We start from the raw sequence: 25733 nt of genomic DNA on the forward strand, positions 1-25733 counted from the left end.
CATTTTTGCATTTCTTGGCTCTTTTGGCTTGGCCAAGACCATCGCATACTGGCTGCCAGCAACGGAATTCACCGACGCAACCCTGGATGGAGATAGATATGCAAACCCGACTCGACTTCTACACCGCTGACCCCGCCATCATGAAAGCGCTGCTGGGCGTGGAAAACCAGATTGCCAAAGGCAGCCTGGACATTCTGCTCAAGGAACTGGTGCGCCTGCGCGCCTCGCAGATCAATGGCTGTGCCTTCTGCCTGGACATGCATGTGACCGATGCGATGAAGGCCGGTGAATCCAGCCGTCGTCTGGCCACTGTCGCCGCCTGGCGTGAGACCCCGTTCTTCAGCGACCGTGAGCGCGCTGCGCTGGCGTGGACCGAGGCACTGACCCTTGTAGCGCACGACCATGTGCCCGATGCCGCCTGGGAAGCCGTGCGCCCCCACTTCAGCGATGCCGAGCTGATGGAGCTGACCGCTGTGATCACATCGATCAACAGCTGGAACCGCTTTGCGATTGCCTTCCGCAAGATGCCCGTTTAACGGGCAAGCCCCCGGTGTGGTGCAACGCGGCTTATGAAAGTCCTGGTGCTGGGCGGCTGCAACCCGCTGGGCAAGCGCGTGGTCGGCAATCTGAGGCAGCTGGGTTACCCGGTGCTCGCCGATGCGGGCCCCCAACTGCCGGCTGCGCTGCATGGTGCCGAGGTGCTGATCGATGTGCGCGAGCCGCCTGAGGTGCATACGGCCGATGCGCTGGAGGGCTGGGCGCGCGCATGCCGGCAGCTGAATGCCGCCATCGCTGCTGCAGCGGTTGCGCACCATATTGCGCTGTCGGCCTTGGGTGTGCAGCGATTGCAAGGCAGCGGCTACTACCAGGCGATCGCGTTGCGGGAACAGCTGGTCCTGGCAGGCAACACCCCCTGTACCGTGCTGCGTGCAGCACCCTTGTACGAAAGCCTGGCGCAGCTGGCGCACGACAGCGTAGCCGATACGGTGCTGGCGATACCGGTGGCCCCGGTGCAGCCGGTGGCGGCAGAGGATTTGGCGATGCTGGTGGCCGATGCCGCGCTGGCGCAGCCCTTGGCGGGCTGCATGGACGTGGCCGGCCCGCAGAAGATGGCGATGGCCGAGTGGGTGCAGCAATACCTGCGCTTGCAAGGCGATCCTCGCATGGTGCTGGGCGATGCCGATGTGCCTTACCGGGGCGCGCTGCTGGACGATGGCTGCCTGGTTCCGGTGGGGCCAGCACGCCTGGGCCGAACCACGCTCGCCGCCTGGGTGTGCAAATCCCGGGCGATGTGATGCCGTAGAACTGTGCGGATGCTGCCCACCTTGGCCTGACTACTCAAACGATTGGACAAACGATGACCCGTACCTTGCTCTTGAACTGTGGCCCACACGGCCAGGCCAGCCACGCCTACCAACTGGCAACCGACATGCTGGCAGAGCTGGGCCTTGCGCAGCAGCCGTTGTTTGAGCGCGACTTGGTCGCGACACCGATACCGCCGATCAGCCGCGACTATGCGCTGGCGATCACCTCGAACGCGAGCGCAGACGCACCCGCGCTGGCCTGGTCGGAAACGCTGATCAAAGAGCTGGAAGACAGCGATCTGCTGATGATTCTGACCCCCATGCACAACTTTGCGGTGCCGGCCACGCTCAAGCTCTGGCTGGACCAGGTGATCCGTATCCACCGCAGCTTTGCGTCGACGCCGGAAGGCAAGATCGGCCTGATGAAGGACCGGCCCACCTTGGTGTTGGTCAGTTCAGGCGGCTTCCATGCAGGTCCAAAAGCGCGTCAGGAGGACTTTCTGACGCCTTATTTGCGTTATGCGCTGGCCTCCATCGGCATCCGCAATGTGCATTTTGTGTTGCTGCAAGGTCTGGTGTTGGGGCCCGATGCGGTGGCTGCTGCAGTGGATGGCGCGAGGGATGCCCTGCGCGAGCAGCTGGCGCCTTTCAAACAGCTGGCGCTGGAGGCTGCTGCGGCCGCACGCTGAGCGAAAGATAGAAAAGAAGAAGCCACTGGCAGTGCGGCGGCAGCCACGGCTTAGTGGCCATGAGCAGCGGGCAGCGGGCTGAAGGCAGAGCGCTGAAGGTGCCGGTTTGGCGCGTGCCCGGCATGGCGGTAACGCCCGGTACGTTCAGCGTCTGCGTCAACCCAGCGTAGCGATTCCGCTGCTGTCCACCCCTCGTGACAGCAGGCATGCAGCTGCCAGCAGGCTGGCTACAACGCACCGGCCCGGATTGGCACTGGCTTAGACCGCGTGCAGATGCTCCAGCCGCTCCAGGCGTTCAAGCTCGGCACAGATATCGGCCATGCTGCCCGACATGGCCCAGCGCATGCCCTTTTGGCGGTGCAGGCTGGCCGGTTGCGCCCAGTACATCTTGACGGGGGCATCGTTGGCGGCCTGGGCGCTGCAGCGCTGTACCGACAAGAACGGGCGGGTGTGAGACGGTGCACCGACCGAGAGGCGGCGGCGCGCTGCGGGTTTGCGCGGCAGGCGAATGCGGTCGATGGGGCGCTGTGCGGGTGTCTCTTCAGCAGGGCCGTCCACGCCAGGCGGAATGCTGGGGCCATCGAGCAGGCTCAGTTGCTGCACGGCACCACGCTGCGCAGCGGCGCTGGAGGCGGCGGCAAAGCAATGCACCTGGGCCGCAAGCTGGCCATCGTTGGCGGCGCCATGGCCTGGACGGCGGCGGCTGCTGCGCACGATGGCACGTTGGATGGACTGGAACCAGGGCAGGCCAGCGACGAGGGAAAAGGGCGCAAGCGCACGCAATGCATCTGCTACGAGCATGGGAGACTCCTTGGTGTACGGATGACAGCAGGATTGCGCAAGGCGAGCGCATTCCCCAGGGTTGTGGGCCGGGTGCCCACAACGCCCGCTACCTGGGGTTGCGCAGAAAGGGAGGGGCCGACAGGGCCGCTTGACTTAGTTCAGCATCGTGTTGCGAATCAACCCGACGGCAATGCCTTCGATCTCGAAGGGCTCGCCCGGCTGCACGACGATGGGCAGGTAATCCGGGTTTTCGGCCAGCAGCTCGATGCCATCCTTGGTGCGCTGCAGGCGCTTGACGGTGACGTCATCGCCCAGACGCGCGACGATGATCTGGCCATTGCGGGCCTCGCGGGTGGCTTTGACGGCCAGCAGATCGCCATCGATGATGCCGACATCGCGCATCGACATGCCGCGTACCTTCAGCAGGTAATCGGGCTGCTGCTGGAACAGGCCACCTTCAACGGTATAGGTCTGATCGACATGCTCTTGCGCCAGGATGGGCGAGCCCGCTGACACGCGGCCAATCAGCGGCAGGGCCAGCTGGGCGAGCTCTTGCACCACGCGGCCCAGGCCGGCGGTGGCGTTGGACACGCCTGCCAGCGGCGACGAAAAGCGCGTGCCGCGTGCGGCATTGATGGAGCGCACGGTATCACTTTGCAGGCGAATCCCCCGGGAGGTACCGCTGACCAGCTCGATCACACCCTTGCGTGCCAGCGCCTTGAGGTGGTCTTCTGCCGAATTGGCCGATTTGAAGCCCAGCTTGCTGGCGATTTCGGCGCGCGTTGGCGGGGCGCCGGTGCGCGAGATGGCCGTCTGGATCAGGTCCAGAATTTCTTGTTGGCGCGCGGTGAGTTTGGGATGGTCTCGCATAAGATCTCCGTGTGATCTGTGGTGCCGGGTGGCAGCCAAGCTGCCGTGCACTCCAACACCTGTATATCAATCCAGTACCTGTATTTTTAACCAGTTTTTTGCAGGAGGCAAGCTTTGCAGCCAAAAATTTTGATCATCGGCACCGGCGGCACCATTGCCGGCATGGCCGATGATGCCGAGAATCCCGGCCAGTACCGTGCGGCGCAGCTGTCGGTCGCGGCCCTGCTGGCGGGGGTGAGCGGTATCGAGACCGCCGCGGCGGGCCCGCTGGATGCAATGCAGATCGCGCAAATTGATAGCAAGGACATGAGCGACGAGGTCTGGCATGCGCTGCTCCAGGCTTGCGATGCAGCGATGCGCGACGAGGCGGTACGCGGTGTTGTTATCACCCACGGAACGGATACCTTGGAGGAAACTGCCTGGTTTCTGCATTGCGTTTTAGGGCGCCTGGCCAAGCCGGTGGTGCTGACCTGTGCGATGCGCCCGGCCAATGCCTTGATGCCCGATGGCCCGCAGAATCTCAAGGATGCCGTGGCCGCCGCTGCGGCGCTGGATGCGGACGGCCATCCGCTGTTGCGCGAGGTGGTCGCGGTGACCGGCGGGGGCGAGCTGCACAGCGCGCGCTGGCTGCAAAAGGTGCACCCGCACCGCTTGCTGGCCTTTTCATCGGGCGAGCAGGGGCCGCTGGGCTGGGTGGATGGCACGAACGTGCGCCTGCGCCAGGGCTATGCACCGCAGGCAGCAGATACGGAGGGCGGCTATACCGGCAGCGCCTGGCTGGCGGCCTTGCCCGCGCCGGCCAGTACGCCCTGGCCGTGGGTGGAGATCGTCACCAGCCATGCAGGCCTGCGCCTGGGGCTGTTGGAGGCGCTGCAGGCCCAGGGTGTGGAGGGCTTGGTGGTGGCGACCACCGGCAATGGCACGGTGCATGAGGCGCTGCTGGATGCGATGGCGCGCGCACGCCAGCACGGTTTGCCGGTGTGGCGCAGCAGCCGCTGCAGCGATGGCGTGATCAGCGATGCGGTATTGCCCGGGATGGCCGATCTGGACAAAGACCTGGCCGTGGCCTTGACGCCCTACAAATGCCGGGTCAGCCTGCAGCTGGCGCTGGTGCAGGCCCGATCCAAAATCTAAGTACGGGCATGGGAGCCAACGGCAGATACCGGTTTATTTACCGATAAATAGACGGGCATAAAAAAGCCACTGTCGCACGACAGTGGCTTGGTAGATGAGGCAGAGTTGCTTATCAGGCCTGCAGGGCAGCAATCGCGCGCTGCGTGATTTCTTCGACCGAGCCCATGCCGCTGATCGCGCGGTACTTGGGGGCGGCGGCCGGGTCTTGTGCAGCCCAGCTGCTGTAGTAGTCGACCAAGGGGCGGGTCTGGCTGCTGTAAACGTCCAGGCGCTTCTTGACGGTTTCTTCCTTGTCGTCTTCGCGCTGCACCAGGGGCTCGCCAGTCACATCGTCCAGGCCTTCGGTCTTGGGCGGATTGAACTTGACATGGTAGGTACGGCCCGATGCGGGATGGCTGCGGCGGCCGCTCATGCGCTCGATGATGGCTTCAAACGGCACATCGATTTCCAGCACGTAATCGAGCTTGACGCCAGCGGCCTTCATCGCGTCGGCCTGCGGGATCGTGCGGGGGAAACCGTCAAACAGGAAGCCATTGGCGCAATCGGCCTGGGCGATACGTTCCTTGACCAGGTTGATGATCAGATCGTCACTGACCAGCTGACCGGCATCCATCACGGCCTTGGCCTGCAGGCCCAGCGGCGTGCCCGCCTTGACCGCTGCGCGCAGCATGTCGCCGGTGGAAATCTGGGGAATACCGTATTTTTGGCAGATGAAGGCAGCTTGCGTACCTTTGCCGGCGCCGGGTGCTCCCAAAAGAATTAATTTCATGGCGGTCCTTGGAGAATAAAAAACTTGCACGGCAAAAGCGGGCACTGAAGCCCGCTTTTACGCAAAAAAACTGGGCTTGAGCATATCACGCATCAGGGGATTGTCAGCGAACTGGGCACCAATACCGTGTCTCGGCTGCGCAAGACAGGCATGCTGCGCCTTTTTGCTTACGGTGTGCTTGCAGTCGGGGCGGTGGTAGTGCATGGCTGGCACGCGGGTTACATCACCGCGCCGAGCAGCTGTCGTACACGCACCAGGTCCTCGGGGGTGTCCACGCCGGAGCCGGGGATCTGCCGCGTCACATGCACGGCGATGCGGTAGCCATGCCAGATTGCGCGCAGCTGCTCCAGCATCTCGATCTGCTCGGTAGGCGCCTGGCTGAGCGTGGGGAAGGTATGCAAAAACTGGGCGCGGTAGCTGTAGATACCCATATGGTGCAGCGGCGCAAAGCCGGGCGTGCCGGTGGTGCCGGGGTTCTTCCACCAAGCCATATTGACAAAATCACGGCCCCACGGGATGGGCGCGCGGCTGAAATAGCTGGCCATGCCTTGGGCATCGAGGACCACCTTGACCACATTCGGGCTGAGCAGCGACTCCAGATCGGCCATCGGATGGGCGACGGTGCCCATGCTGGCCTCGGGCCGCTCGCTGAGCAGGGCGGCGACCGCATCGATCAGCGCTGGCGCGATCAAGGGCTCGTCCCCTTGCACGTTGACCACGATGTCGTCGCCGGCGAGCTTCAGCAAGCTGCAGGCCTCGGCCAGGCGGTCGCTGCCGCTGGGGTGGCTGGGCGAGGTCATCACCGCTTGGACACCATGCTTTTTGCAGGCATCGATGATGCGCTTGTCATCGGCAGCCACCACCACGCGCTGGGCGGCGCTCTCCAGCGCGCGCTTGGCCACGCGCACCACCATCGGCAGACCGGCGATGTCCACCAGCGGCTTGTTGGGCAGGCGCGAGGACGCCATGCGCGAAGGAATCAGGACGGTGAACGGCGCGGGTGCGGATGCCATGGTGCGAAAGAAAGAAGAGTGGAGCCGGCTGGAATTGTAGCGAGCCCGCATGGCGGGCCGGGCGCAGGCGATCTGGGTGGGTTGCGGCTGCGGCGGCAGGGTGCCAGGGCTCAGGGCGCCGGTTTGACCGGTGTAGGGGCTTCGTTGCTGCCGAACAGAATCGCCTCGATGGGGCGCAGTTTCTTCGCGTCGATCACCTCGCGCAGCTTGGGCAGGATGGCGACCAGACCGTCATAGCCCTGGGCTTTTTCCAGCTGCAGTTGCAGACGGAAGCCCTTGAGGCCCAGGCCGCTGACCAACTGGCTGGCCGCTGCATAGGCCTTGATATAGCGTTCGCTGTGGTTGTTGATGCCAGCGGCTGCATGGCTGGCGGCAACCGGTGCGGCAGCGGCAGCCGGCGGTGGCGTGGGTGCGGGTCCAGCCAGGCTGTCGATGATGTCGCTGGGGTTGGACGGCGGCTGGCCCGCATCACCGGGGCGCAGCAGTTCCAGCAGGCCATGCTGCAGCAGCTGTTTGATGTCCTCCAGCACCTGCATCTGTCCGCCTGCAGAAGGCGACAGCGCTATCACCTGCTCAATGCTCTTGTGTCCATCGAACATGATGAAGGCCGGACGCATGCGGTGGGGCAAGACAGGATCCCGGGCGCGCAGCGCCTCCATGCCTTTGTCGGTTTTCTTGAGGATGAGGGTATGCATGGCAATTTGCTGAATGGGGCGGATGCAGTCCGACAGGCAGACTCTGCAGGCCTGTGCTGCGGGGTCTCCAAGGCGGATGCCTAAAAATTCAGCAAATTGTGTCTGTTTTTTACAAAGCGGCTATTGGGGTTTGCCTGTGCGGCCCAGGATTCGGCGCGGAATGGGGCCGCAATGTCATTGATGTTTAATCTGCGGCAGACAAGGCGTCAATTTCCTCATCACTGAGGGTTCGCGCTTCGTTCTCCAGCATGATCGGTATGCCATCGCGCACAGGGTAGGCCAGGCGTGCGCTGCGCGAGACCAATTCCTGGCGTTCACGGTCATAGCGCAAAGGGCCTTTGGTGACAGGGCACACCAGCAGTTCAAGCAGTTTCGGGTCCATAGCGGCAATCAGTCTTTCTTTACAGGGGGCGATGCGGTCTGGCATGGGCGCAGCAGGGCATCGACATGCTGGCCAAAGGCGGGGTCGATGGTGACCTCCAGAGGAACGGCCAGCGCATGCGGGGCAATGCACCAGAGCTTGTGCGCATCCTTTTCGGTGCACAGCAGCACGGGGGCATCCGGTGCGTCTATTGTAGGGGCGCTGTCCGCCACCAACCCCAGGCTGGCCAGCCATGCCGGGTCGTCCAGCGGCGCATGGTCGGGCAGCGCATCGCTGCGTACCAGCTGCAGGCCCTGGGCTTGCAGCATCGCAAAAAATTCCTGCGGATAGGCAATGGCTGCCAGTGCATGCACCGGGCGGCCACGCAAATCGGCCAGACGATGGCGACGGCCATCCTGCCCCACGGCATGGCAGGCCAGGCTGCGCTGCAGCGGCCAGGCCGCAGCGCCGGAGGCCGCCAGATGCGGGGGCGGCGGGCCGGCGTAGAGCGCAACGTCCAGCCTCCTGGGCCAGGGTTCGCGCAGCGGCCCGGCCGGCAGCTGCCAGCCATTGCCCACGCCTTGGGCGTTGAAGACGGCAATCTCCACATCGCGGGCCAGTGCCAGGTGCTGCAGGCCATCGTCGCAGACCAGTACATCCACCTCAGGGTGGGCCTGCAAGGCGGCCTGGGCGGCCGTAGCGCGCAGTGCAGCCACATACACCGGTACGCCGCTGCGCTGGGCGATCAGCAGAGGCTCGTCGCCGACCTGGCGCGGGTTGCTGCCCGGGAGGACGGCAATGGCGTTGGGATCGTCGCGGGTGTCGCGCCCATAGCCGCGCGAGATGACGGCGGGCCGCCAGCCCTGGGCTTGCAAGGCCTGCACCAGGTGCAGGGTGACGGGCGTCTTGCCGGCGCCACCGGCAATCACATTGCCCACCACCACCACCGGCACCGGCGCGCGGTAGGCCTTGCAAAGGCCGCTGCGGTAGAGGGTGCGGCGCAGCGCGCCCAACGCGGCATAGCACCACGACAGCGGCAGCAGCGCAATGGCCAGCGGGCCTTTGCGCTGCCATGCGTCGGTGATGCGTGCCGAGCCAGGGCGCGTGGCAGCTGAGGGCGCGGGATGGGGAGGGGGCTGGACGGTCATGCAGGCTGCATGCTAGCACTGCCCAGGCGCGGGGCCTGGGCTTTACTGTGCGGCCGTCTGGGTGGCGAAGGTGATCTGTTGCAGGCCGACGCGGCGTGCTGCTTCCATCACCGAGACCACCGACTGGTGCGGTGCCAGCGCATCGGCGCTGATGATGATCACGCTGTCCTTGCCGGCGGTGGCGGCATTGCGCAGCGCCTCGGCCATGTCGGCGACCGTCTTGCCTTCCAGCGCCACCTTGCCGACGGCGTAGCGCCCGTCGGCCGCCACGGAGACAATGATTTCCTTGGGCCGGTCGCGCAGCTGCTCGGCATTGGCGGTGGGCAAGGTCAGCTGCAGCTCGGTGAATTTGCTGTAGGTGGTCGAGAGCATCAGGAAGATGAGGACGACCAGCAGCACATCAATGAACGGGATCAGGTTGATCTCGGGCTCTGTCGTGGTGCGGGGGCGAAAGTTCATGCTGGCTCCTGCCCGGCGGTCAGCTGCGGCGCAGCTTGTTCAGGTGGCGCAGGAACTGCTCGGCGGACAGCTCCAGTGTCAGCAGATAGCCATCGACACGGCTGCGGAAGTAGCGCCAGAAGATCAGCGCAGGGATGGCCACCATCAGACCGAAGGCGGTGTTGTACAGCGCGATCGAGATGCCGTGGGCGAGCATGCTGGGGTTGTTGCCGCCACCGCTTTGCGAGCCGAAGATCTCGATCATGCCGATCACGGTGCCCAGCAGGCCCAACAGGGGCGCAGCCGATGCAATGGTGGCCAGCGCGGTGAGGTATTTCTCGAGCTTTTGGGCTTCCCGGCGGCCGGTGCTCTCCAACGTGGCGCGCAGATCGGCTTCAGAGATGCGGGGCTCCAGGGTGATGGTACGCAGGCCGCTGGCCAGCACCTCACCCAGCGAGGAGTTCTGGCCGAGCTGGTTCACGACTTCGGCGCTGGGCACACCATGGGCGGATACGGAAATGGCCTCCTGGAGCAGGTTGGCCGGTGCAACTTTGGCCGCTTTCAGGGCCACGAAGCGCTCAACGATCAATGCCAGGGCCAGGATGGAGCAGGCAATCAAGGGCCAGATCGGCCAGCCTGCTGCTTGGATGATGGAAAACAAGATTCTCTCTCCGCTCTTTCTTTTTTCAGCGGCCATTATGGCCCAAGGCCACTGCCGGTCCGCCTAAAATCGGGCCAGGCGCTGCGTCCAACCCACAGTGCCCGGATGCCGGAATGGCCGAGTCATCCACAAAAAATGTGGATAACTTTGTGGGTAATGTGTCATCAGCCGGAAAAATGGCCCAATTTACGGGGTTTTTCTTAGATTGCTTAAAAAATAAGCTGATAAAAATATTGAAAAATCAAAAGCTTGTACGTAGGTTCAATATTTTGTGCTACAGAGTATGACGTATGCATGACGCTGTCACAGAGCTGCCTTCTTGTGGACTACTGCCCGTCAGAGGTGTGGGAAAAGGCGATTTTGGGGCGCTGCCAAGGCGTCTATGTCGTTGCTGTGACGGGAAAAAATGCCTCGGTCAATGGTTGTCTTGGCAGCTAATTGGCAGCCCGCTCGATAGCTGAAAGGCGGCATCCGATCGAGAAGGGCCGGCCCGCTGCACCCGTGGCGGACCGCCCAGCCGCTACCATGTGTGCTGCATACCCGCTGCGCCGCGGTGCAACCCAGACCTACCCATCGTTATTTCCGCCGAGCCGGGCCTGCCGCCCAGCCGGCCACTTTCATGGACACCACACATTACCCGCCCAGCTCCGCTGCCAACGCCGCCCCCAGCCCCCGTATCTGGGATGTGGGCGCGCTGTGCCGAGCGGTGGCTGACACCTTGGCTGCGCGCTTCAACCCGGTGGAGGTGCGTGGGGAGCTCAGTGGATTTTCGCGGGCGGCCAGCGGCCACTGCTACTTCAACCTCAAGGACGCCAATGGCCAAGTGCGCTGTGCGATGTTTCGCCGCGCCGCGCAGGCACTGGACTTCAATCCCCGCGATGGCGAGCTGGTCGAGGTGGTGGGCAAGCTGGGGGTCTATGAGCAGCGCGGCGATCTGCAGCTGATTGTCGAAGGCATGCGCCGGGCCGGGCAGGGGGCCTTGTTCGAGCAGTTCCTGCGCCTCAAGGCGCAACTCGAGTCCGAAGGCCTGTTTGACAGCGAGCGCAAGCGGCAGCTGCCGCTGATGCCGCGCGGCATCGGTATCGTTACCTCGCTGGGCGCGGCGGCGCTGCATGATGTGGTGACCGCGTTGCGCCGCCGCGTGCCGCAGCTGCCGGTGGTGCTGGTTCCTGCTTTGGTGCAGGGCGCGCAGGCTGCGCCGTCGATGGTGGCGGCGCTGCACAAGCTCTACCGCCTGGCGGAAGCCCAGATCGCCTACGACGCCCGCCTGAGCATTGACGCGCCGGCCGTCGCCATCGACACCATCTTGCTGGTGCGCGGTGGTGGCTCGCTGGAGGACCTCTGGGCCTTTAACGATGAGCAGCTGGCCCGCACGGTGGTGCAGAGCCCCGTGCCACTGGTGAGCGGCGTGGGGCATGAGACCGACTTCACGATCGCCGATTTCTGCGCTGACCTGCGCGCGCCCACACCAACGGCCGCTGCCGAGCTGGTCTGCCAGCCGCGCGATGTGTGGCTGGGTGCGCTGCAACTGGCGGAGCAGCGCCTGGCCGATGGCGTCGAGCGCCACCTGGACCGCCAGCAGCAGCGCCTGGACATGGCAGCGCGCCAGATTGGCAGGCCTTCGTCACTGGTGCACGGCCAGCAGCAGATGCTCGACCGCCTGGGCCGCCGCCTGCACGGCGCTGCCCAAGCCCAGTTGCATGGGCAGGACAAGCGGGTGCAGCATCTGGCCAGCGTGTTTCCGGCAGCAGCCTCGCGCCATCTGGAGCGCAGCGAGCAGCGCCTGGCGCAGCTGCATGCGCGGCTGGAGCTGCTCAACCCGCGCCAGGTGCTGTCTCGGGGCTATGCCTTGCTGACCGACATGCAAGGCCAGGTGGTGAGCTCGGTAACGCAGGCGACACCGGGCAAGGCCATGCATGCCGAGCTGGCCGATGGCAGCGTGGACGTGGTGGCGACGCAGCGCTTGTTGGTCTAAGCCGGGTCTGGCGCTTCTCGGTGGAGGCGGCGGCTGCCTTGCAACGCGGCCCGAGCCGATTGGCGGTGGATTCTGACGCCGTGGGGCCTGGCTCGCATGCTATCGTCGTCATAGTAATCTGGCTGAACCCGTATTCATGAACGGGTCGATTTTCCTTTTTACAATCGACCACTGCGACTCCCGCCGGGCGTATGGCCTGACAGCACTGCCCGGGACGGCTTTGCAACCTATACCAACCACGAGGAAACCACGATGGAACGCACTCTGCCACCACTGCCCTACCCGATTGATGCGCTGGCCCCTGCTTACAGCCAGGAAACGCTGGAATACCACCACGGCAAGCACCACAAGGCCTACGTGGACAAGCTCAATGAACTGCAAAAGGGCACCGAGTTCGAGAACCTGGAACTGGAAGCCGTGATCAAGAAGGCCACCGGTGGTATCTACAACCAGGCTGCCCAAATCTGGAACCACACCTTCTTCTGGAACTGCATGACCCCCGGCGGCGGCGCTGAGCCCAGCGGCGCGCTGGCCGATGCCATCAACAAGAAGTGGGGCAGCTACGCCGAGTTCAAGAAGGCCTTCCAGGCGTCGGCCGTGGGCAACTTCGGTTCGGGCTGGACCTGGCTGGTCAAGAAGCCTGATGGCTCGGTGGACATCGTCAACACCGGCGCCGCTGGCACCCCGCTGACCACCGACGACAAGGCACTGCTGACCGTCGACGTGTGGGAGCACGCGTACTACATCGACTACCGCAATGCCCGCCCCAAGTTTGTCGAAACCTTCTTCGACAAGCTGGTGAACTGGAAGTTTGCTGAAAGCAATTTCGCCTGATAGCGGTTGCCCGGCCTGGTTGCCGGGCATAGACGATCAGACAAAGGCCGGAGGGTGCGCTGCACCGCATCCGGCCTTTTGCATTTGGGGGAGGGCAGCGCAACCTCGCCAAGCTGTCACCTGCAGGCAACACTTGCCTCTGGCAAAGCCCCTGATTTGCGCCAGTTTGCCGGGGCGCTTAGATGGATGATTGATAATCAGTCTCATTTGCTTCTTGGCTGGTTGTCTGTATGTTTTTTGCTTCCCGTTTTGCGCTCCACCCGGTGGCTGGCGCAGTTGCTCTGCTGGTGTCTTTTGCTGGCGCCCCCGCTTTGGCCCAAACCCAGGAGGGCGCTGCTGACACAGACCCCGCCACCGCCGCAGCGGCCCCAACTGCCAGCGGAGATACTGTCTTGCCGACGGTGACGGTCAACGCCAGTGCCGATGCCTCGGCGCAGGGCCTGTCCAAGGCCTATGCCGGCGGCCAGGTGGCGCGCGGCGGGCGTGTCGGCATTCTGGGCACCGAAGACATCATGAACACGCCGTTCTCGACGACGGCTTACACCCAGGATCTGATCCGCGACCAGCAAGCCCGCAGCGTGGGCGATGTGCTGCAAAACGATGCCTCCGTGCGTGTCTCGCGCGGTTTTGGCAACTTCCAGGAATCGTATTTTGTGCGCGGCTTTGTGCTGGGCTCGGACAGCATTGCCTACAACGGTCTCTACGGCCTGCTGCCACGCCAGTACGTGTCGGCCGAGCTGTTCGAGCGCGTGGAGCTGCTGCGCGGTGCCAGCGGCTTCTTGAATGGCGCCTCGCCCGCCGGTGACAGCATTGGCGGCGCCTTGAACCTGCTGCCCAAGCGTGCGTCGAACGAGCCGCTGACGCGGGTCAGCGTGGGCGGATCCAGCGGCGCGCAAGGCTATGCCGCGGCCGACATCAGCCGCCGCTTTGGCCCCGACCAGGCCACCGGCCTGCGCCTTAACGTGGCCAAGCGCAAGGGCGACACACCGATCGACGACGAAGGCGTCGATCTGAGCGTGGTGTCCCTGGGTATGGACTGGCGCTCCAGCAATCTGCGCCTGTCGGCCGACGTGGGCTACCAAAGCCACAAGCTGACCACGCCACGCCCCAATGTGACCCTGGGCGCCGCGGTGACCCAGGTGCCCAGCGCTCCTGACAACAGCCGCAACTTTGCCCAGCCCTGGACCTATTCGAACGAGCGCGACAGCTTTGGCTCGGTGCGCGCCGAGTACGACATCAACAGCCGTCTCACAGCCTGGGTGGCCGGCGGTGCACGCTTTGGTCGCGAACGCAATTCGCTCGCCAGCCTGACCTTGAACAACGGCAGCACCGGCAGCGGCACCCAAGGGCGCTTTGACAATACCCGCGCCGATGACATCTTCACCGGCGAAGTGGGCCTGCGCGGCAAGCTGACGACGGGCAGCATCGGCCACAGCCTGGTGCTGGCCGCCTCAGCCTTCTCGGACAAGCGCAAGAACGCTTTCTACTCGCAGCCCGCAGCTGGCGCACTGGCCACCAACCTGTACGATCCCGTCTACGGTGCGGCCCCGCCTTTGGGCGCCAGCTCGAATGATCTGGACGACCCGGCCGTGCAGGCCCGCATCAAGCTGTCGAGCCTGGCGCTGTCGGACACGCTGTCGATGTTCGACGAGCGCCTGCTGCTCACCGTGGGCGTGCGCCACCAGACCATCGAGACGCAGACCTTTGCCTACAACACCGGCATTGCGGCGCCCAGGGTGGACAAGAGCCGCACCAGCCCGATGGCAGCGGTCGTCTTCAAGCCGGCAGAGCGGGTATCGGTCTATGCCAACTACATCGAAGGCCTGACCCCGGGCGAGATCGCACCGGCGCTGTCGTCGGGCCTGCCGGTGGCCAATGCCGGCGCCGCGCTGGCGCCCTATGTCTCCAAGCAAAAGGAAGTGGGCCTGAAGTGGGACGGTGGCGATATCGGCGCCGGCCTGGCCTGGTTCACCACCGACAAGCCGCGCGTGTTCCGCAATTCCATCTCGGGCGTCTACGGCCCTGAGGGCATGGACCGCCACCGTGGTCTGGAGCTGAATGTGTTTGGCCAGGTCACACGCGGCCTGCGTGTGCTGGGCGGTGTTACCTGGCTGGATGCCAAGCAACTGGCCGATGGCCATAACCCCAATGCCGGCAAGCGCGTGATTGGCGTGCCCCGCCAGCAAGGCAACCTGGGCCTGGAGTGGGATGTGCCGGGCGTGCGTGGCCTGACGCTGGATGGCCGTGCCGTGGCCACCGGCAGCAGCTATGCCAATGCGACCAATACCTTGCAGGTGGCAGGCTGGACCCGCTTTGACCTGGGCGCCCGCTACCTGACCGAAATCGATGGCCGCCTGGTGACCCTGCGTGCCCGTGTGGAAAACGCGGCCAACCGCAACTTCTGGGCTTCGGTCGGTTCCACCGGCTACCTGGTGCTGTCCAACCCGCGCACCTTCACGGTCAGCGCCAGTGTGGATTTCTAAGCGCTGAATGCCTGACTGTGGTGTGCAACCATGACTGTGACCAGTCCCGTGCCCCTCAGCCCAGCAGCGGCCATGCCGGATGTGGCCACGCTGTATGTGGAGCACCATGGCTGGCTGCAAGCCTGGCTGCGCCGCCGCTCTCTGCACGCTACGAGTTCTAAACACTGGTGGGCATAAAGGAGGTGAGGGCTTGGCAGGCGCGGCCTGAGCGCCGTTGAAAAGCGCGCATTTTGATGGGAATGAGAATTCTTCTCAGTACAATGCATCCGCGCTTTGCCACGGCATTGCGCGTTTCAGCAGGCGGACTTGAAAGGGTGCGCCTGCCCTTGCTTTTCCAACTTGCTGCGCGCTGGGCCATGGTCTGGCGCTGCTGGCCTGTTCGCTGACTGTGTTCTTGCCTGCCATGCCCCGTTCTTTGATCTGCGATTTGTTTGCTGAATGCGGCAGCTGTGCGGGCGGCTGTGCGTGGACTGGCCTTGTGCCCCATGCGGCCTGATCTGTTGCCCCATGGCGAGGCGGGTGCGCCGGAGCCCGCTGGCGGGCACCTGGCGAGCCTGTACCAGCGCTGGCGCACACCGGTGATGCGCATGCTGCGGCGCCATTTTGGCAATGCAGCCGATGTGGAGGATGCCACCCAGGAAGTGTTTGCACGGGTTGCCGCCACCGGCAAGGTGCTGCAGCCCGACGAAGAGCAGCCCTATTTGCGCAAGACCTTGCAAAGCGTGGCCGCGCGCGATTGGCAGCAGAGCGCGCAGGCCCGGGGGCTGGAGCGGGTATCGGGAGACGAACACCCGCAGGCGATGGAGGCCCAACTGCACAGCAGTGCCGATGAGGTGAACCAGCAGGCGGCCCAGCAGCAGCGGCTGCACCGTTTGCACCAAGCCATCCAGGAGCTGCCTGAGCGCCAGCGCCAGGCCTTTGTGCTGCACCGGGTCGAAGGCCATACCGTGCAGCAGACGGCCGAGCAGATGGGCATCTCGATGCGCATGGTGGTCAAACACCTGGCGCGTGCCGTCGCCTATTGCGAAACCCGCGTGCAATTTGCCAGTGCCCAGCAGATGCAGCAGCTGCAAGCCCAGCAACTGGCGCTGAGCGCTGTCGATGAGGAGCCACCCGTATGAGCGCAACGCAGACGCCCCGATCGTTGCAGAGCCTGACGCCTGCACAGCTGCTGGCGCTGAACCATGCCGCCGGCGACTGGCATGTGCGCCGCCTGCTGCCTGACTGGACCGGCGCCGATGAAAGGGCCTTGAATGCCTGGCTGGCCGAGGATGCGCTGCATGCGCAGGCCTTGGCGCGCATCGCACAGACCTGGCAGGATGCGCAGGCGCTGCAGCAGATGTTTCCAGCTTCTTATGCCGCAGGCCAGCCTACCGCGTCGGATACGAAGGGCAATGCCGCTGCAGCCGTGCAGCGCCCACGGCAAGCCACTGCGCAGGGTGTCAGCCTGGGCTGGCGCTGGGGCTGGCCGGCCCAGGCCTTGCTGGCGTCCCTGCTGCTGCTGGTGATGGCCGGCATGGGCTGGCAGCACTGGTGCAACACGGCTTACTACAGCCTGGCGGCTGCGACTGGCACCGGCGAGCTGCGCGATCTGGCCTTGCCCGATGGCAGCCAGGTGGCGCTGAACGCCAACAGCCGCCTGCAGGTGCATTACTACCCCTACCGGCGCGAGACGGTGCTGGACAAGGGCGAGGCCTTCTTCAAAGTGGCGCCCGATGCGAACAAGCCCTTTACAGTGACCAGCGGGCACAGCGAGGTCCGCGTGGTAGGCACGGCCTTCAATGTGCGGGCTGCGCCGCCGGAGGTGGTGGTGAAGGTGCAAGAGGGGCGGGTGGCGCTGCGCTCCACGGTGCCGGGCAGTCCGCAGCCGGTGACGCTGACGGCGGGGATGGCCATGGCGCTGGAGCCGGCCAGCGGCCACTACCGGCAGTTGGCGGTGAAAGCTGACGAGGTGGCCGAATGGCGCACAGGCCAGGTGTATTTTCAGCGCCGGCCGCTGGCGCAGGTGGCCCAGGAGCTGGCCCGTTACCTCGATGCCCCCGTCGAGGTGGAGGAACCGGCGATCCGTGCAATCCCCATCTCGGGCCTATTGGCCTTGGCCGACCCGGAGCGTTTCTTGCTCGCCTTGCCGAGTGTGGCCGATGTGCGGGTGCAGCGCTTGCCCGAAGGTGGCTGGCGCATTCGCCGACAATAAAAACATTTTGTTTCATTTGCCTGGGTTCCATGTTTTGGGCCTTTTGTGCTTCTTCATAAGGTGCACGCCAGAGATCTGAGCGCCACACGGGCTGCCAGCCACGGATCCAAGCCTTCCGCTTTGTTATTCCCAGCCAATGGCCGCAAACCACAGCGGCGCCTGGTGCAAGCGCCCGCTCCCAGCCTGTCCACTTGGGCCTGGAGCGGGAAAGCTGCCCGGGCAGGGCCGTTGTCATTGATGCAGGAATACACAGGAGTGCGAGAGCCATGGGATGCGAGATGTTGACGGGGGAAGAGGGCGGATGCCCGTTGAAGAAGGCGGTGCGCGGGAAAGCGCAGGCCCCGGTGCTGCGGCCACGATGGCTTGCCGTATTGGTAGCGGCTGCGATGGCGGGTGTCAGTGTGCTGCCCGCCGCAGCCCAGGCGCAAGCCGCTGCACAGGCGGCGCGCCAGAGTTTCAATCTGCCGGCCCAGCCGCTGATTGAGGGGCTCAAGGCCTTTGGCCGGCAAACCCAGCAGCAGGTGCTGTTTGACGATGCGCTGGTGCAGAGCTTGCGGGCAGCGGCCGTCAGCGGCAATCTGACGGCGCAAGAGGCGCTGGCGCGCATGCTGACAGGGACGGGCTTGACGGCAGTGAGCACGCAGCCGGGCAGCTTTACGTTGCAGCGCATGCCCACAACGCCCCAGTCGATGACCCTGGAGACCGTGACCGTGACCGCCGATGCGCTGCAGGATGGCCGCACCGAAGACACCGGCAGCTACACGCAGCGCGGGCCGAGCGCCACAGCCACCGGCCTGGCACTGACTCTGCGCCAGACGCCGCAGTCCGTCAGCGTGATGACACGCCAGCGCATGGATGACTTCAAGCTGCAGACCTTGACCGATGTGATGGAGCAGACCCCCGGCGTGACGGTGGACCGCCAGGGCGATGGCAACAACATCATGGTGCGGGGCGACAACGTCAACCTGCAGATCGATGGCCTGCGCCAGATGGCCAGCGGCTGGTATGCCAATACCCAGATGCTCTACACCATGGACGACATGGCCGAGATCGACCGCATCGAGGTGCTCAAGGGCTCGTCGGGCCTGACCAATGGCGATGGCAAGTATGGCGCGACGGTAAACATGATCCGCAAGCGCCCGACGCAGGAGTTCCGCGCCAGTGTGGGCGCAGGCGTAGGCAGCTGGGACAACTACCGCGCCGATGTGGATGTGGGTGGCCCGCTCAATGACCGTGGCAGCCTGCGCGGCCGCTTGGTGGCCGCTGCATCGGATGGCCATGATTTCCGTGACAACGTCAAGCGCAGCAACCAGACCTTGTACGGCACCCTGGACCTGGACCTGAGCCGCGATACCTTGCTCAACATCGGCTTTGTGCACCGCCACCGCGAGTACTATGGCGCGGGCAGCACGAGCATGATCCAGGCCTATGCCGCCAATGGCGACTTCCTGGGCCTGCAGCCGCGCTCCTTCAACATCGGCGCGCCCTGGTCGGGCTACGAGCAGGACACCGACACCTTGTTTGCCAGCCTGGAGCACCGTTTTGACAACGGCTGGACGGCCAAGCTGCGTGCCAGTACCGAAAAAACCAAGATGCCGTACGGCGAAACCGGCTCCTGGTTTACGGCATCGCCCCAGGTGGTGGACCTGAGCCGCGCCGAGGACCATGCCAACCGCAACCGCAGCATGGCCGCCGATCTGCGTGGCCCATTCGAGCTGCTGGGCCGCAGCCATGAGCTGATGCTGGGCGCCGATACCGCCCGCACCAGCTCGGACACCTACTCGGCCAACAAGCGCTTCACCAATCTGGGCCTCGACTACAGCGACGGCGGCAGCGCGATTGTGCGGCCCGATGACATCGTGAACTACCCCGTCGACAACCACAGCTATTTCAGCTCCAAGCGCAGCTCGGTCTACGGCGCGGTGCGCCTGAATGTGGCCGACCCGGTCAAAGTGATTGGTGGCGCCCGCATCACCAACTACGAGCAGTACGATCTGACGCCGTACGCCTACTCGAACTACGACTTCAAGAAGAACAATGTCGTCACCCCTTACCTGGGGCTGGTGGTGGATGTGCATGAGCAGGTCTCGCTCTACGGCAGCTATGCCAGCATCTTCAAGCCGCAAAGCGCCCTGGATGCCAGTGGCAAGACCTTGGACCCGGAAGAGGGCCAGACCTATGAAATTGGCGCCAAGGGCGAGTTTCTGGACAAGCGCCTGAACGCCAGCCTGGCCTACTTCTGGATGAAGACCGACAACGTGGCCGACGCCACGGGCGAAACCATGCCCGATGGCACGGCCATCTACCGCTCGGTCTCTGGTGTCAGCAAGCGCGGCTATGAGCTGGAACTGTCGGGCGAACTGGCCCCCGGCTGGCAGGCCCAGGGCAGCTATGTGCTCAACAGCACCAGCCTGAGCAACAGCAACTATCTGCCCCGCAACCAGCTCAAGCTGGGCAGCACCTACCGCATGGGCGGAGCGCTGGGCGGCCTCACCATCGGTGCGGCCACCCGCTGGCAAAGCAAGACCTCTGCCGGCCCCTTGCTGCAGCCTGCCTTCTGGGTGCTGGATCTGATGGCGCGCTACCAGGTCAACCAGAAGCTCAGCGTCAACTTGAACGTTCGCAACGCGCTGGACAAAAGCTACTTTGCCGGCATGCGCGATTTTGGCCGGGTGCAGTACACCTGGGGCGCACCGCGAAGTGTGACGGCGAGTATGCGTTACGACTTCTGAGCGGCGTTTTTATAGGCGTTTAGCATCGACTCGGGCTTGGTCCAGCGCCAAGCCCCGGCTTGCGCCTGGGAATATGGTTTCGCCCTTTAAAAGGCGCATTGGCATCGATGGCTGCCCATTGTTAGGTGTATTGGCGTGGGGGCTGGATAGCCCTTGTAGTGGTTGGTTAGCCACTTTGTTGGAGGTGTCTAATGCAAAAAATTATAAGTAACCAAGCTATTTATATTTTACTGGTCGTCGAATTTACCATTGTGAAAAATAGCTGCGGTGATGAGGGCTGCGCAAAGGTCGTCACGTTGAATTGAAAGACAATTCGAGCGATAGGCGCTTGGTGGGATGTTGGAAATTATTATATTTATAGAGAGCTTTTGTAGCATTATTAGATAGTCTTCGGTTGTGATCAATGGCAGCTTATAGATTGAATGGATAATGGTTTGAGCGCATTTCAATTTTCAACAAATGCTGTGTGTTCGATGAGGATGGATCGCCTATTATTAAAATGCCGTTGATGATAAGCATCAGGGTATTTTTTAAATGTCTTGGTTATACAGGAGCATATCTGTGTTTATCCGATCCATCACTACGACTGCCATTCTGTTGGCAAGCGCTGCCGCCCATGCACACGCAGTGGCCCCTATGACGGACTCCTCGTTGCGCAACGACACGGTCGACACAGGCATGCGGTTTCGCTCAGCCGAACCAAGCCCGAATGCGCAGCAGTCACCCGCATCCTTCCCATTCACTGCGTTGGAAGAAAGCACTCACAATGGTCTTGAGTTTTCTCATAACCCCGAGGTATTGCCGCAGTTCAGGGCTTCGCAGCCACTGTTGTTCGTGAACCCCGAGGCTGATCCGCTCAAGGAGGGGTTCCATGCCAGCCCGCTGACGGACTGGGACCACCCAGCAGTGACACGCCATTACAACGCAGCCCCGGACATCCCGCCCCATGTGGCGCCTCCCATCTTTGATCCGCAGATGCGGTCCTGTGCCGATCCAGACCTTCACAGGGATCGACCGTTCGTAGCCATCACGTATGAGGAATTGACGGCCAGGGCGGATCCATTCAGTCCCGGCTATGCGGCAGGCTTGTCATGGGCTACACCGCTTCCAGAAGATCGCCATGATTGGTCTTGCATCGCTATCAACGGACGGGAATGCCCCCCCAGCTTGCACCAAGCAGCTTTTGCATCAGGTCCTAGACGTGCCTAACCGGGTTGTGTATCTTGTAGCGCTTGTCCGATAGCGCAGGCCGCTGCAGCCATCTCAGAATGGGATGGTCTTTTGCCGTGCGGTGAGCTCCACTTGCGCTGGCCTTGTCTGTGGGCTGCGCTTGGAAGCGCTGCCCACAGACGGCCCCCTCGCTGGCCATTTATAACTTTTTGTTTAACAAATACTGAGCAGCGCTTGAAATCTTTGCGCTGCAGATGGTGTCTATTAGAGGTAACCGAGGCAGACCCGCTGGCCTGCCTCATCTGCATCCACCCACTTCAGGAGCGATACCCATGCTGATACGTACCAACAACGCGGGCTTTGACCACGGCAGCAGCAGCGACATCACGCCTCAGCATCTGTATGTGAGCCGCCGCGACCTGCTCAAATTCGGCGCGGCAGGCGGTACCGCGCTGGCCGCAGGAGGAGCCTGGGCGCAAGCGGCCAAGTCCGATGGCACGCAGCCGATCAGCACCGTTCGCTCTACCGTGCCAGGGGCGATATCGATGGAGACGCCCACCTCTTTCCAGGATGCCAGCACCTACAACAACTACTACGAGTTCGGCCTCGACAAAAGCGACCCGGCGCGCTATGCCCACACCTTGCAGACACGGCCCTGGACGGTGCGGGTCGAAGGCCTGGTCAACAAGCCCAAGACCTTTGATATTGAAGAACTGCTCAAGCTCAGCGCCCAGGAAGAGCGTATTTACCGGCTGCGCTGTGTCGAAGGCTGGTCGATGGTGATCCCCTGGGTGGGCTATTCGCTGTCCAAGTTGCTGGCACAGGTGGAGCCGCAAGGCAGCGCCAAGTATGTGGAGTTTGTGACCCTGGCCGACCGCAAGATGATGCCTGGCCTGAACAGCGGCGTGCTTGACTGGCCCTACACCGAGGGCCTGCGCATGGACGAAGCCATGCACCCGCTGAGCCTGCTGGCCTTTGGTATGTACGGCAAGACCTTGACCCCGCAAAACGGCGCGCCGGTGCGCCTGGTGCTACCTTGGAAATACGGCTTCAAAAGTGCCAAGAGCATTGTGACCATTCGCGTGGTGGAGAAGCAGCCCGGCACCGCCTGGAACAAGGCGGCGCGCAATGAGTACGGCTTTTACTCCAACGTGAACCCCGATGTGCCGCACCCGCGCTGGAGCCAGGCGACTGAGCGCCGCATTGGTGAAGGTGGGCTGTTTGCGAAGCGCCACAAGACCTTGCTGTTCAACGGCTACGAAGCCCAGGTGGGCCAGCTCTACGCTGGCATGGATCTGCGCAAGAACTACTGATCATTGCCCATGCCCATATCCGCGCGTCTTTCTGCCAAGTCGGTGCAGCGTGTGCTGCTGCACCTGTTGTGCCTGGTGCCCGCCGCTTGGCTGTTTTACCTGGCTGCCAGCGATGGCCTAGGTGCCAACCCGGCCGAGGCGCTGCTGCGCTCGCTGGGTGACTGGGCCATCCGCTTTATCTGCTTTGCGCTGGCGGTCACTCCGTTGCGCCAATGGCTGCGCTGGAACGGGCTGGCAGCCTACCGCCGCATGCTGGGCCTCTATGCTTTCTTCTATGCCAGCCTGCACTGGCTGGCGTATGTGGTGTTTGACATGGGCGTGGACTGGTCCGCGATCGTCGACGATCTGGTCAAGCGTCCGTTCATACTGATAGGTACCCTGGCCTGGCTGATCCTGCTGGCGCTGGCCGTCACTTCGGTGCCCAGGATCATCCGGCGCATGGGCGGCAAGCGCTGGCAAATGCTGCACCGCGCCGTGTATGGGGCGGCTGCGTTGGCGGTGCTGCACTTCTGGTGGATGCGCGCCGGCAAGAACAACTTTGCCGAGGTGTGGCTGTATGGCCTCATCCTGGCCGGCTTGCTGACGGCGCGCTGGGTGTTCCAGAAGCGCAAGCAGATGCAGGCGGCCGCTAAGGCGGCCCGGGCCTGACCAGCGACAGTCCGCTTCACACTTTTTTCGCAGCCGCTGCCTGCAGGCTCGATGGGCTGTTTGCAGCTGGCTGCCGATGCCAGCAGACCATCGCCTGTACCGCACAATGACAGCATGAATCCCAGCAAACGTATCTTGATCGTGGAAGACGATGCCCCCATCGCCGAGCTGCTGCAATTGCATCTGCGCGACGAAGGCTATGAAGTGGTGCACATGGCCGACGGCGATGCGGGCATGCAGGCCTTGGAGCGGGGCGGTTGGGATGCGCTGGTGCTGGATTTGATGCTGCCCGGAGTGGATGGCCTGGAGATCTGCCGGCGCGCCCGCGCGATGGCCTATTACGTGCCGATCATCATCACCAGTGCCCGCTCCAGCGAGATGCACCGCATCCTGGGGCTGGAACTGGGCGCGGACGATTACCTCGCCAAGCCGTTCTCGGTGCTGGAGCTGGTGGCACGGGTGCGCGCGCTGCTGCGCCGCAGCCAGGCCTTGGCGCAAAACGCCCGGCTGGATGCGGGTGTGCTGGTGCTGGGCAATCTGGAGATCGACCCGATATCGCGCGAGGTGAAAGTCGACGGCGCCCAGGTCGAGCTGACACCTCGGGAGTTTGACCTGCTGCATTTTTTTGTGCGCAACCCCGGCAAGGTGTTCTCCCGGTTTGACCTGCTCAACCAGGTCTGGGGCTACCGCCATGATGGCTATGAGCACACGGTCAACACCCATATCAACCGACTCCGGACCAAGATCGAAGCCGATCCTGGCAGCCCCAAGCGCATCTTGACGGTCTGGGGCCATGGCTACAAATGGGCGGAGGAGACGCCATGAAGCTCGCATCCACCACCCTGGCCCAGCGCCTGAGCCTGGTCTTTGTGCTGCTGCTGTTGGCCTGCAGTGCGGCCACAGTCTGGCTGCAGATGCGGGTATCCGACCAGCGCGAGCAAGAGGTGGTGCAGCGCCTGTCGCAGGATCTGGCCGCGCGCATCGCGCGCTACCCGGAGTTGATGCGTGCCGATGGCCTGAACGCCGGAGCCAGCCGCGAGCTGTTTGGCAAGCTGATGCAGGTCAATCCGAGCGTGGAGGTCTATCTGCTCGATGACAGTGGCGCCATCCAGGCCTACGATGCGCCGCAAGAACGGATACTGCGCCAAAAGGTCGATCTGGAGCCATTGCAGCGACTGTTCAGCGGCGCGGCGTTGCCGGTATTCGGTGATGACCCGCGCAGCATGACGGAGCGCAAGGTGTTCAGCGCAGCGCCGTTGATGCAGGGCGGCCAGCGGTCAGGCTATGTCTATGTGATCCTGCAAGGCCAGGGCCGTGACAGCCTGGCCGCCCGCGTCAGCAGTGACGGCGCGCTGCGCACACTGCTCTGGTCGCTGCTGGTCGTCGTGGTGCTGGGCGCAGTCGCAGCAGCCGTGGCCTTTGGCATGATTACCCGGCCGCTGCGGCGCCTGACGGCAGCGGTGCAAGAGCTGCAAACCGATGGCCTGGCCGATCTGCCCCAAGCCCAGGCCAAACTGCAACAGGCCGCGCATGGCGGAGCCGATATCGCCGTGCTCAGCCAGGCCTTTGCACAGCTGGCGCAACGCACCTGGGAGCAGTGGCAAAAGCTGCGCACGCAAGACCAGCAGCGGCGCGAGCTCTTCGCCAATATTTCGCACGACCTGCGCACACCGTTAACCTCCTTGCATGGCTATCTGGAAACCTTGCAACTGAAGGCGGATGTGCTGTCGCCCGACGAGCGCCGCCGCTACCTGGGCATTGCACTGGACCAAAGCCGCAAGGTCGGTGACTTGGCGCAAAAACTGTTTGAGCTGGCGCGGCTGGAATACGGGGTGGTCAAGCCCGAGCCCGAGCGCTTCTTTCTGCCCGACCTGCTGCAGGACGTGTTCCAGAAGTTTGAGCTTGCTGCCGAGGCCAAGGCGCAGCGCCTGCACGCGGTGATCGACCCGGATCTGCCCCCCGTCACCGCTGATCTGGGCATGCTAGAGCGCGTCCTTGTCAACTTGATCGACAACGCCATCCGCGCCACGCCGCAAGGCGGTGATATCCAGGTGGAGCTGCGTGCCGCAGAGCATGGCCTTATCAGCGTAACGGTGCAGGACAACGGCCCAGGCATCCCCCCCGCGCTGCGCGACAGCCTCTTCGAACGCCCCACGTTGAGCCGCATGCACAGCCGCAGCGATGGGCGGTCTGGTGGCTTGGGCTTGATGATCGTGCACCGCATTCTGCAGCTGCATGACAGCTCGATTGAGCTGCTGAGCGGGGCGGGGGAGGTGGGGGCGCGGTTTAGGTTTTATTTGCGTTAGACCCGCCAAAACGCATCACGCTCGAAACAAGAAAGGCTGCAAACCGAAATTTGCAGCCTTTGCTTTGTGCGCTATGTGGTAGCGCCTGATTCAAAAGCCTTTGCAAGCTATTGAACCGCTCATCTGTGGCGGAGAAGGCGGGATTCGAACCCGCGGTGGGCTATTAACCCACACACGCTTTCCAGGCGTGCGACTTAAACCACTCATCCACCT

At 63.6% G+C, this 25733-nt stretch carries 24 protein-coding genes; 15 read left to right on the forward strand and 9 right to left on the reverse strand.

Annotated elements, in window-relative coordinates:
- The first annotated feature begins 98 nt into the window (after positions 1-98).
- The 3 genes from AB7A72_RS22160 (at position 99) to AB7A72_RS22170 (ending at position 1993) form a co-directional block, all read left to right on the forward strand.
- Positions 99-536 (forward strand): carboxymuconolactone decarboxylase family protein, encoded by a 438-nt coding sequence (locus tag AB7A72_RS22160; protein WP_312409272.1) that lies wholly within the window; start codon positions 99-101, stop codon positions 534-536.
- Positions 537-569: 33 nt separating this feature from the next.
- Positions 570-1295 carry an SDR family oxidoreductase gene (locus AB7A72_RS22165; protein ID WP_369461194.1) on the forward strand — a complete coding sequence of 242 codons (726 nt, stop codon included), beginning with the start codon at positions 570-572 and terminating at the stop codon, positions 1293-1295.
- Between the two features lie 62 nt (positions 1296-1357).
- Positions 1358-1993, forward strand: coding sequence for an FMN-dependent NADH-azoreductase (locus tag AB7A72_RS22170; protein ID WP_312451238.1), 636 nt, complete (start codon positions 1358-1360; stop codon positions 1991-1993).
- A gap of 258 nt (positions 1994-2251) precedes the next feature.
- On the opposite strand, the gene AB7A72_RS22175 is transcribed toward AB7A72_RS22170, so the two are convergent.
- Entirely contained in the window at positions 2252-2794 is a 543-nt protein-coding gene (locus tag AB7A72_RS22175; protein ID WP_369461195.1) for a hypothetical protein, read from the reverse strand.
- A gap of 135 nt (positions 2795-2929) precedes the next feature.
- Complete coding sequence (gene lexA / locus AB7A72_RS22180; RefSeq protein WP_312409268.1) at positions 2930-3646, reverse strand: transcriptional repressor LexA; 717 nt, start codon at positions 3644-3646, stop codon at positions 2930-2932.
- Between the two features lie 114 nt (positions 3647-3760).
- Between lexA and AB7A72_RS22185 the strand changes: the two genes are divergently transcribed.
- Positions 3761-4780: an asparaginase gene (locus AB7A72_RS22185; RefSeq protein ID WP_369461196.1), complete on the forward strand. Its 1020-nt coding sequence runs from the start codon at positions 3761-3763 to the stop codon at positions 4778-4780.
- Between the two features lie 112 nt (positions 4781-4892).
- On the opposite strand, the gene adk is transcribed toward AB7A72_RS22185, so the two are convergent.
- The 7 genes from adk to AB7A72_RS22220 all read right to left on the reverse strand — a co-directional run bounded on the left by adk (position 4893) and on the right by AB7A72_RS22220 (position 9865).
- Positions 4893-5549: an adenylate kinase gene (gene adk / locus AB7A72_RS22190; RefSeq protein ID WP_312409266.1), complete on the reverse strand. Its 657-nt coding sequence runs from the start codon at positions 5547-5549 to the stop codon at positions 4893-4895.
- Between the two features lie 218 nt (positions 5550-5767).
- Entirely contained in the window at positions 5768-6562 is a 795-nt protein-coding gene (kdsB, locus tag AB7A72_RS22195) for a 3-deoxy-manno-octulosonate cytidylyltransferase (RefSeq protein ID WP_369461197.1), read from the reverse strand.
- Between the two features lie 110 nt (positions 6563-6672).
- Positions 6673-7257 carry a hypothetical protein gene (locus AB7A72_RS22200; protein ID WP_239812266.1) on the reverse strand — a complete coding sequence of 195 codons (585 nt, stop codon included), beginning with the start codon at positions 7255-7257 and terminating at the stop codon, positions 6673-6675.
- 184 nt (positions 7258-7441) lie between these two features.
- Positions 7442-7639: a Trm112 family protein gene (locus AB7A72_RS22205; RefSeq protein WP_312409263.1), complete on the reverse strand. Its 198-nt coding sequence runs from the start codon at positions 7637-7639 to the stop codon at positions 7442-7444.
- A gap of 8 nt (positions 7640-7647) precedes the next feature.
- Complete coding sequence (lpxK, locus tag AB7A72_RS22210; protein ID WP_369461198.1) at positions 7648-8766, reverse strand: tetraacyldisaccharide 4'-kinase; 1119 nt, start codon at positions 8764-8766, stop codon at positions 7648-7650.
- 42 nt (positions 8767-8808) lie between these two features.
- Positions 8809-9225 (reverse strand): ExbD/TolR family protein, encoded by a 417-nt coding sequence (locus AB7A72_RS22215; protein ID WP_133858925.1) that lies wholly within the window; start codon positions 9223-9225, stop codon positions 8809-8811.
- A 19-nt stretch (positions 9226-9244) separates the two neighbouring features.
- Positions 9245-9865, reverse strand: coding sequence for a MotA/TolQ/ExbB proton channel family protein (locus tag AB7A72_RS22220; protein WP_239812262.1), 621 nt, complete (start codon positions 9863-9865; stop codon positions 9245-9247).
- A 619-nt stretch (positions 9866-10484) separates the two neighbouring features.
- Here AB7A72_RS22220 and xseA point away from each other — a divergent pair.
- From xseA to AB7A72_RS22275, 11 genes are all read left to right on the forward strand, one after another.
- On the forward strand, positions 10485-11840 hold the full coding sequence (xseA, locus tag AB7A72_RS22225; protein ID WP_369461199.1) for an exodeoxyribonuclease VII large subunit: 1356 nt from the start codon (positions 10485-10487) through the stop codon (positions 11838-11840).
- 252 nt (positions 11841-12092) lie between these two features.
- On the forward strand, positions 12093-12674 hold the full coding sequence (locus AB7A72_RS22230; protein ID WP_369461200.1) for a superoxide dismutase: 582 nt from the start codon (positions 12093-12095) through the stop codon (positions 12672-12674).
- 230 nt (positions 12675-12904) lie between these two features.
- Positions 12905-15157 (forward strand): TonB-dependent receptor, encoded by a 2253-nt coding sequence (locus tag AB7A72_RS22235; RefSeq protein ID WP_369461201.1) that lies wholly within the window; start codon positions 12905-12907, stop codon positions 15155-15157.
- A gap of 30 nt (positions 15158-15187) precedes the next feature.
- Positions 15188-15334: a hypothetical protein gene (locus AB7A72_RS22240; protein WP_369461202.1), complete on the forward strand. Its 147-nt coding sequence runs from the start codon at positions 15188-15190 to the stop codon at positions 15332-15334.
- 308 nt (positions 15335-15642) lie between these two features.
- Positions 15643-16278 carry an RNA polymerase sigma factor gene (locus tag AB7A72_RS22245; RefSeq protein WP_369461203.1) on the forward strand — a complete coding sequence of 212 codons (636 nt, stop codon included), beginning with the start codon at positions 15643-15645 and terminating at the stop codon, positions 16276-16278.
- Complete coding sequence (locus AB7A72_RS22250; protein WP_369461204.1) at positions 16275-17351, forward strand: FecR family protein; 1077 nt, start codon at positions 16275-16277, stop codon at positions 17349-17351. The genes AB7A72_RS22245 and AB7A72_RS22250 overlap by 4 nt, the downstream gene beginning before the upstream one ends.
- Positions 17352-17617: 266 nt before the next feature.
- Complete coding sequence (locus AB7A72_RS22255) at positions 17618-20083, forward strand: TonB-dependent siderophore receptor (protein ID WP_312834978.1); 2466 nt, start codon at positions 17618-17620, stop codon at positions 20081-20083.
- Between the two features lie 1502 nt (positions 20084-21585).
- Complete coding sequence (gene msrP, locus AB7A72_RS22260; protein ID WP_312834977.1) at positions 21586-22566, forward strand: protein-methionine-sulfoxide reductase catalytic subunit MsrP; 981 nt, start codon at positions 21586-21588, stop codon at positions 22564-22566.
- Between the two features lie 9 nt (positions 22567-22575).
- The gene (locus AB7A72_RS22265; protein ID WP_369461205.1) at positions 22576-23214 is read left to right on the forward strand and encodes a protein-methionine-sulfoxide reductase heme-binding subunit MsrQ; all 639 of its coding nucleotides are present in this window, start codon (positions 22576-22578) and stop codon (positions 23212-23214) included.
- Positions 23215-23328: 114 nt separating this feature from the next.
- Positions 23329-24039, forward strand: a complete 711-nt coding sequence (locus AB7A72_RS22270) for a response regulator transcription factor (protein ID WP_133858915.1) — start codon at positions 23329-23331, stop codon at positions 24037-24039.
- Positions 24036-25520: a sensor histidine kinase gene (locus AB7A72_RS22275; protein ID WP_369461206.1), complete on the forward strand. Its 1485-nt coding sequence runs from the start codon at positions 24036-24038 to the stop codon at positions 25518-25520. The genes AB7A72_RS22270 and AB7A72_RS22275 overlap by 4 nt, the downstream gene beginning before the upstream one ends.
- Positions 25521-25733 lie beyond the last annotated feature (213 nt).

The sequence above is a fragment of the Comamonas sediminis genome, assembly GCF_041107495.1.
Lineage (GTDB): Bacteria > Pseudomonadota > Gammaproteobacteria > Burkholderiales > Burkholderiaceae_C > Comamonas > Comamonas sediminis.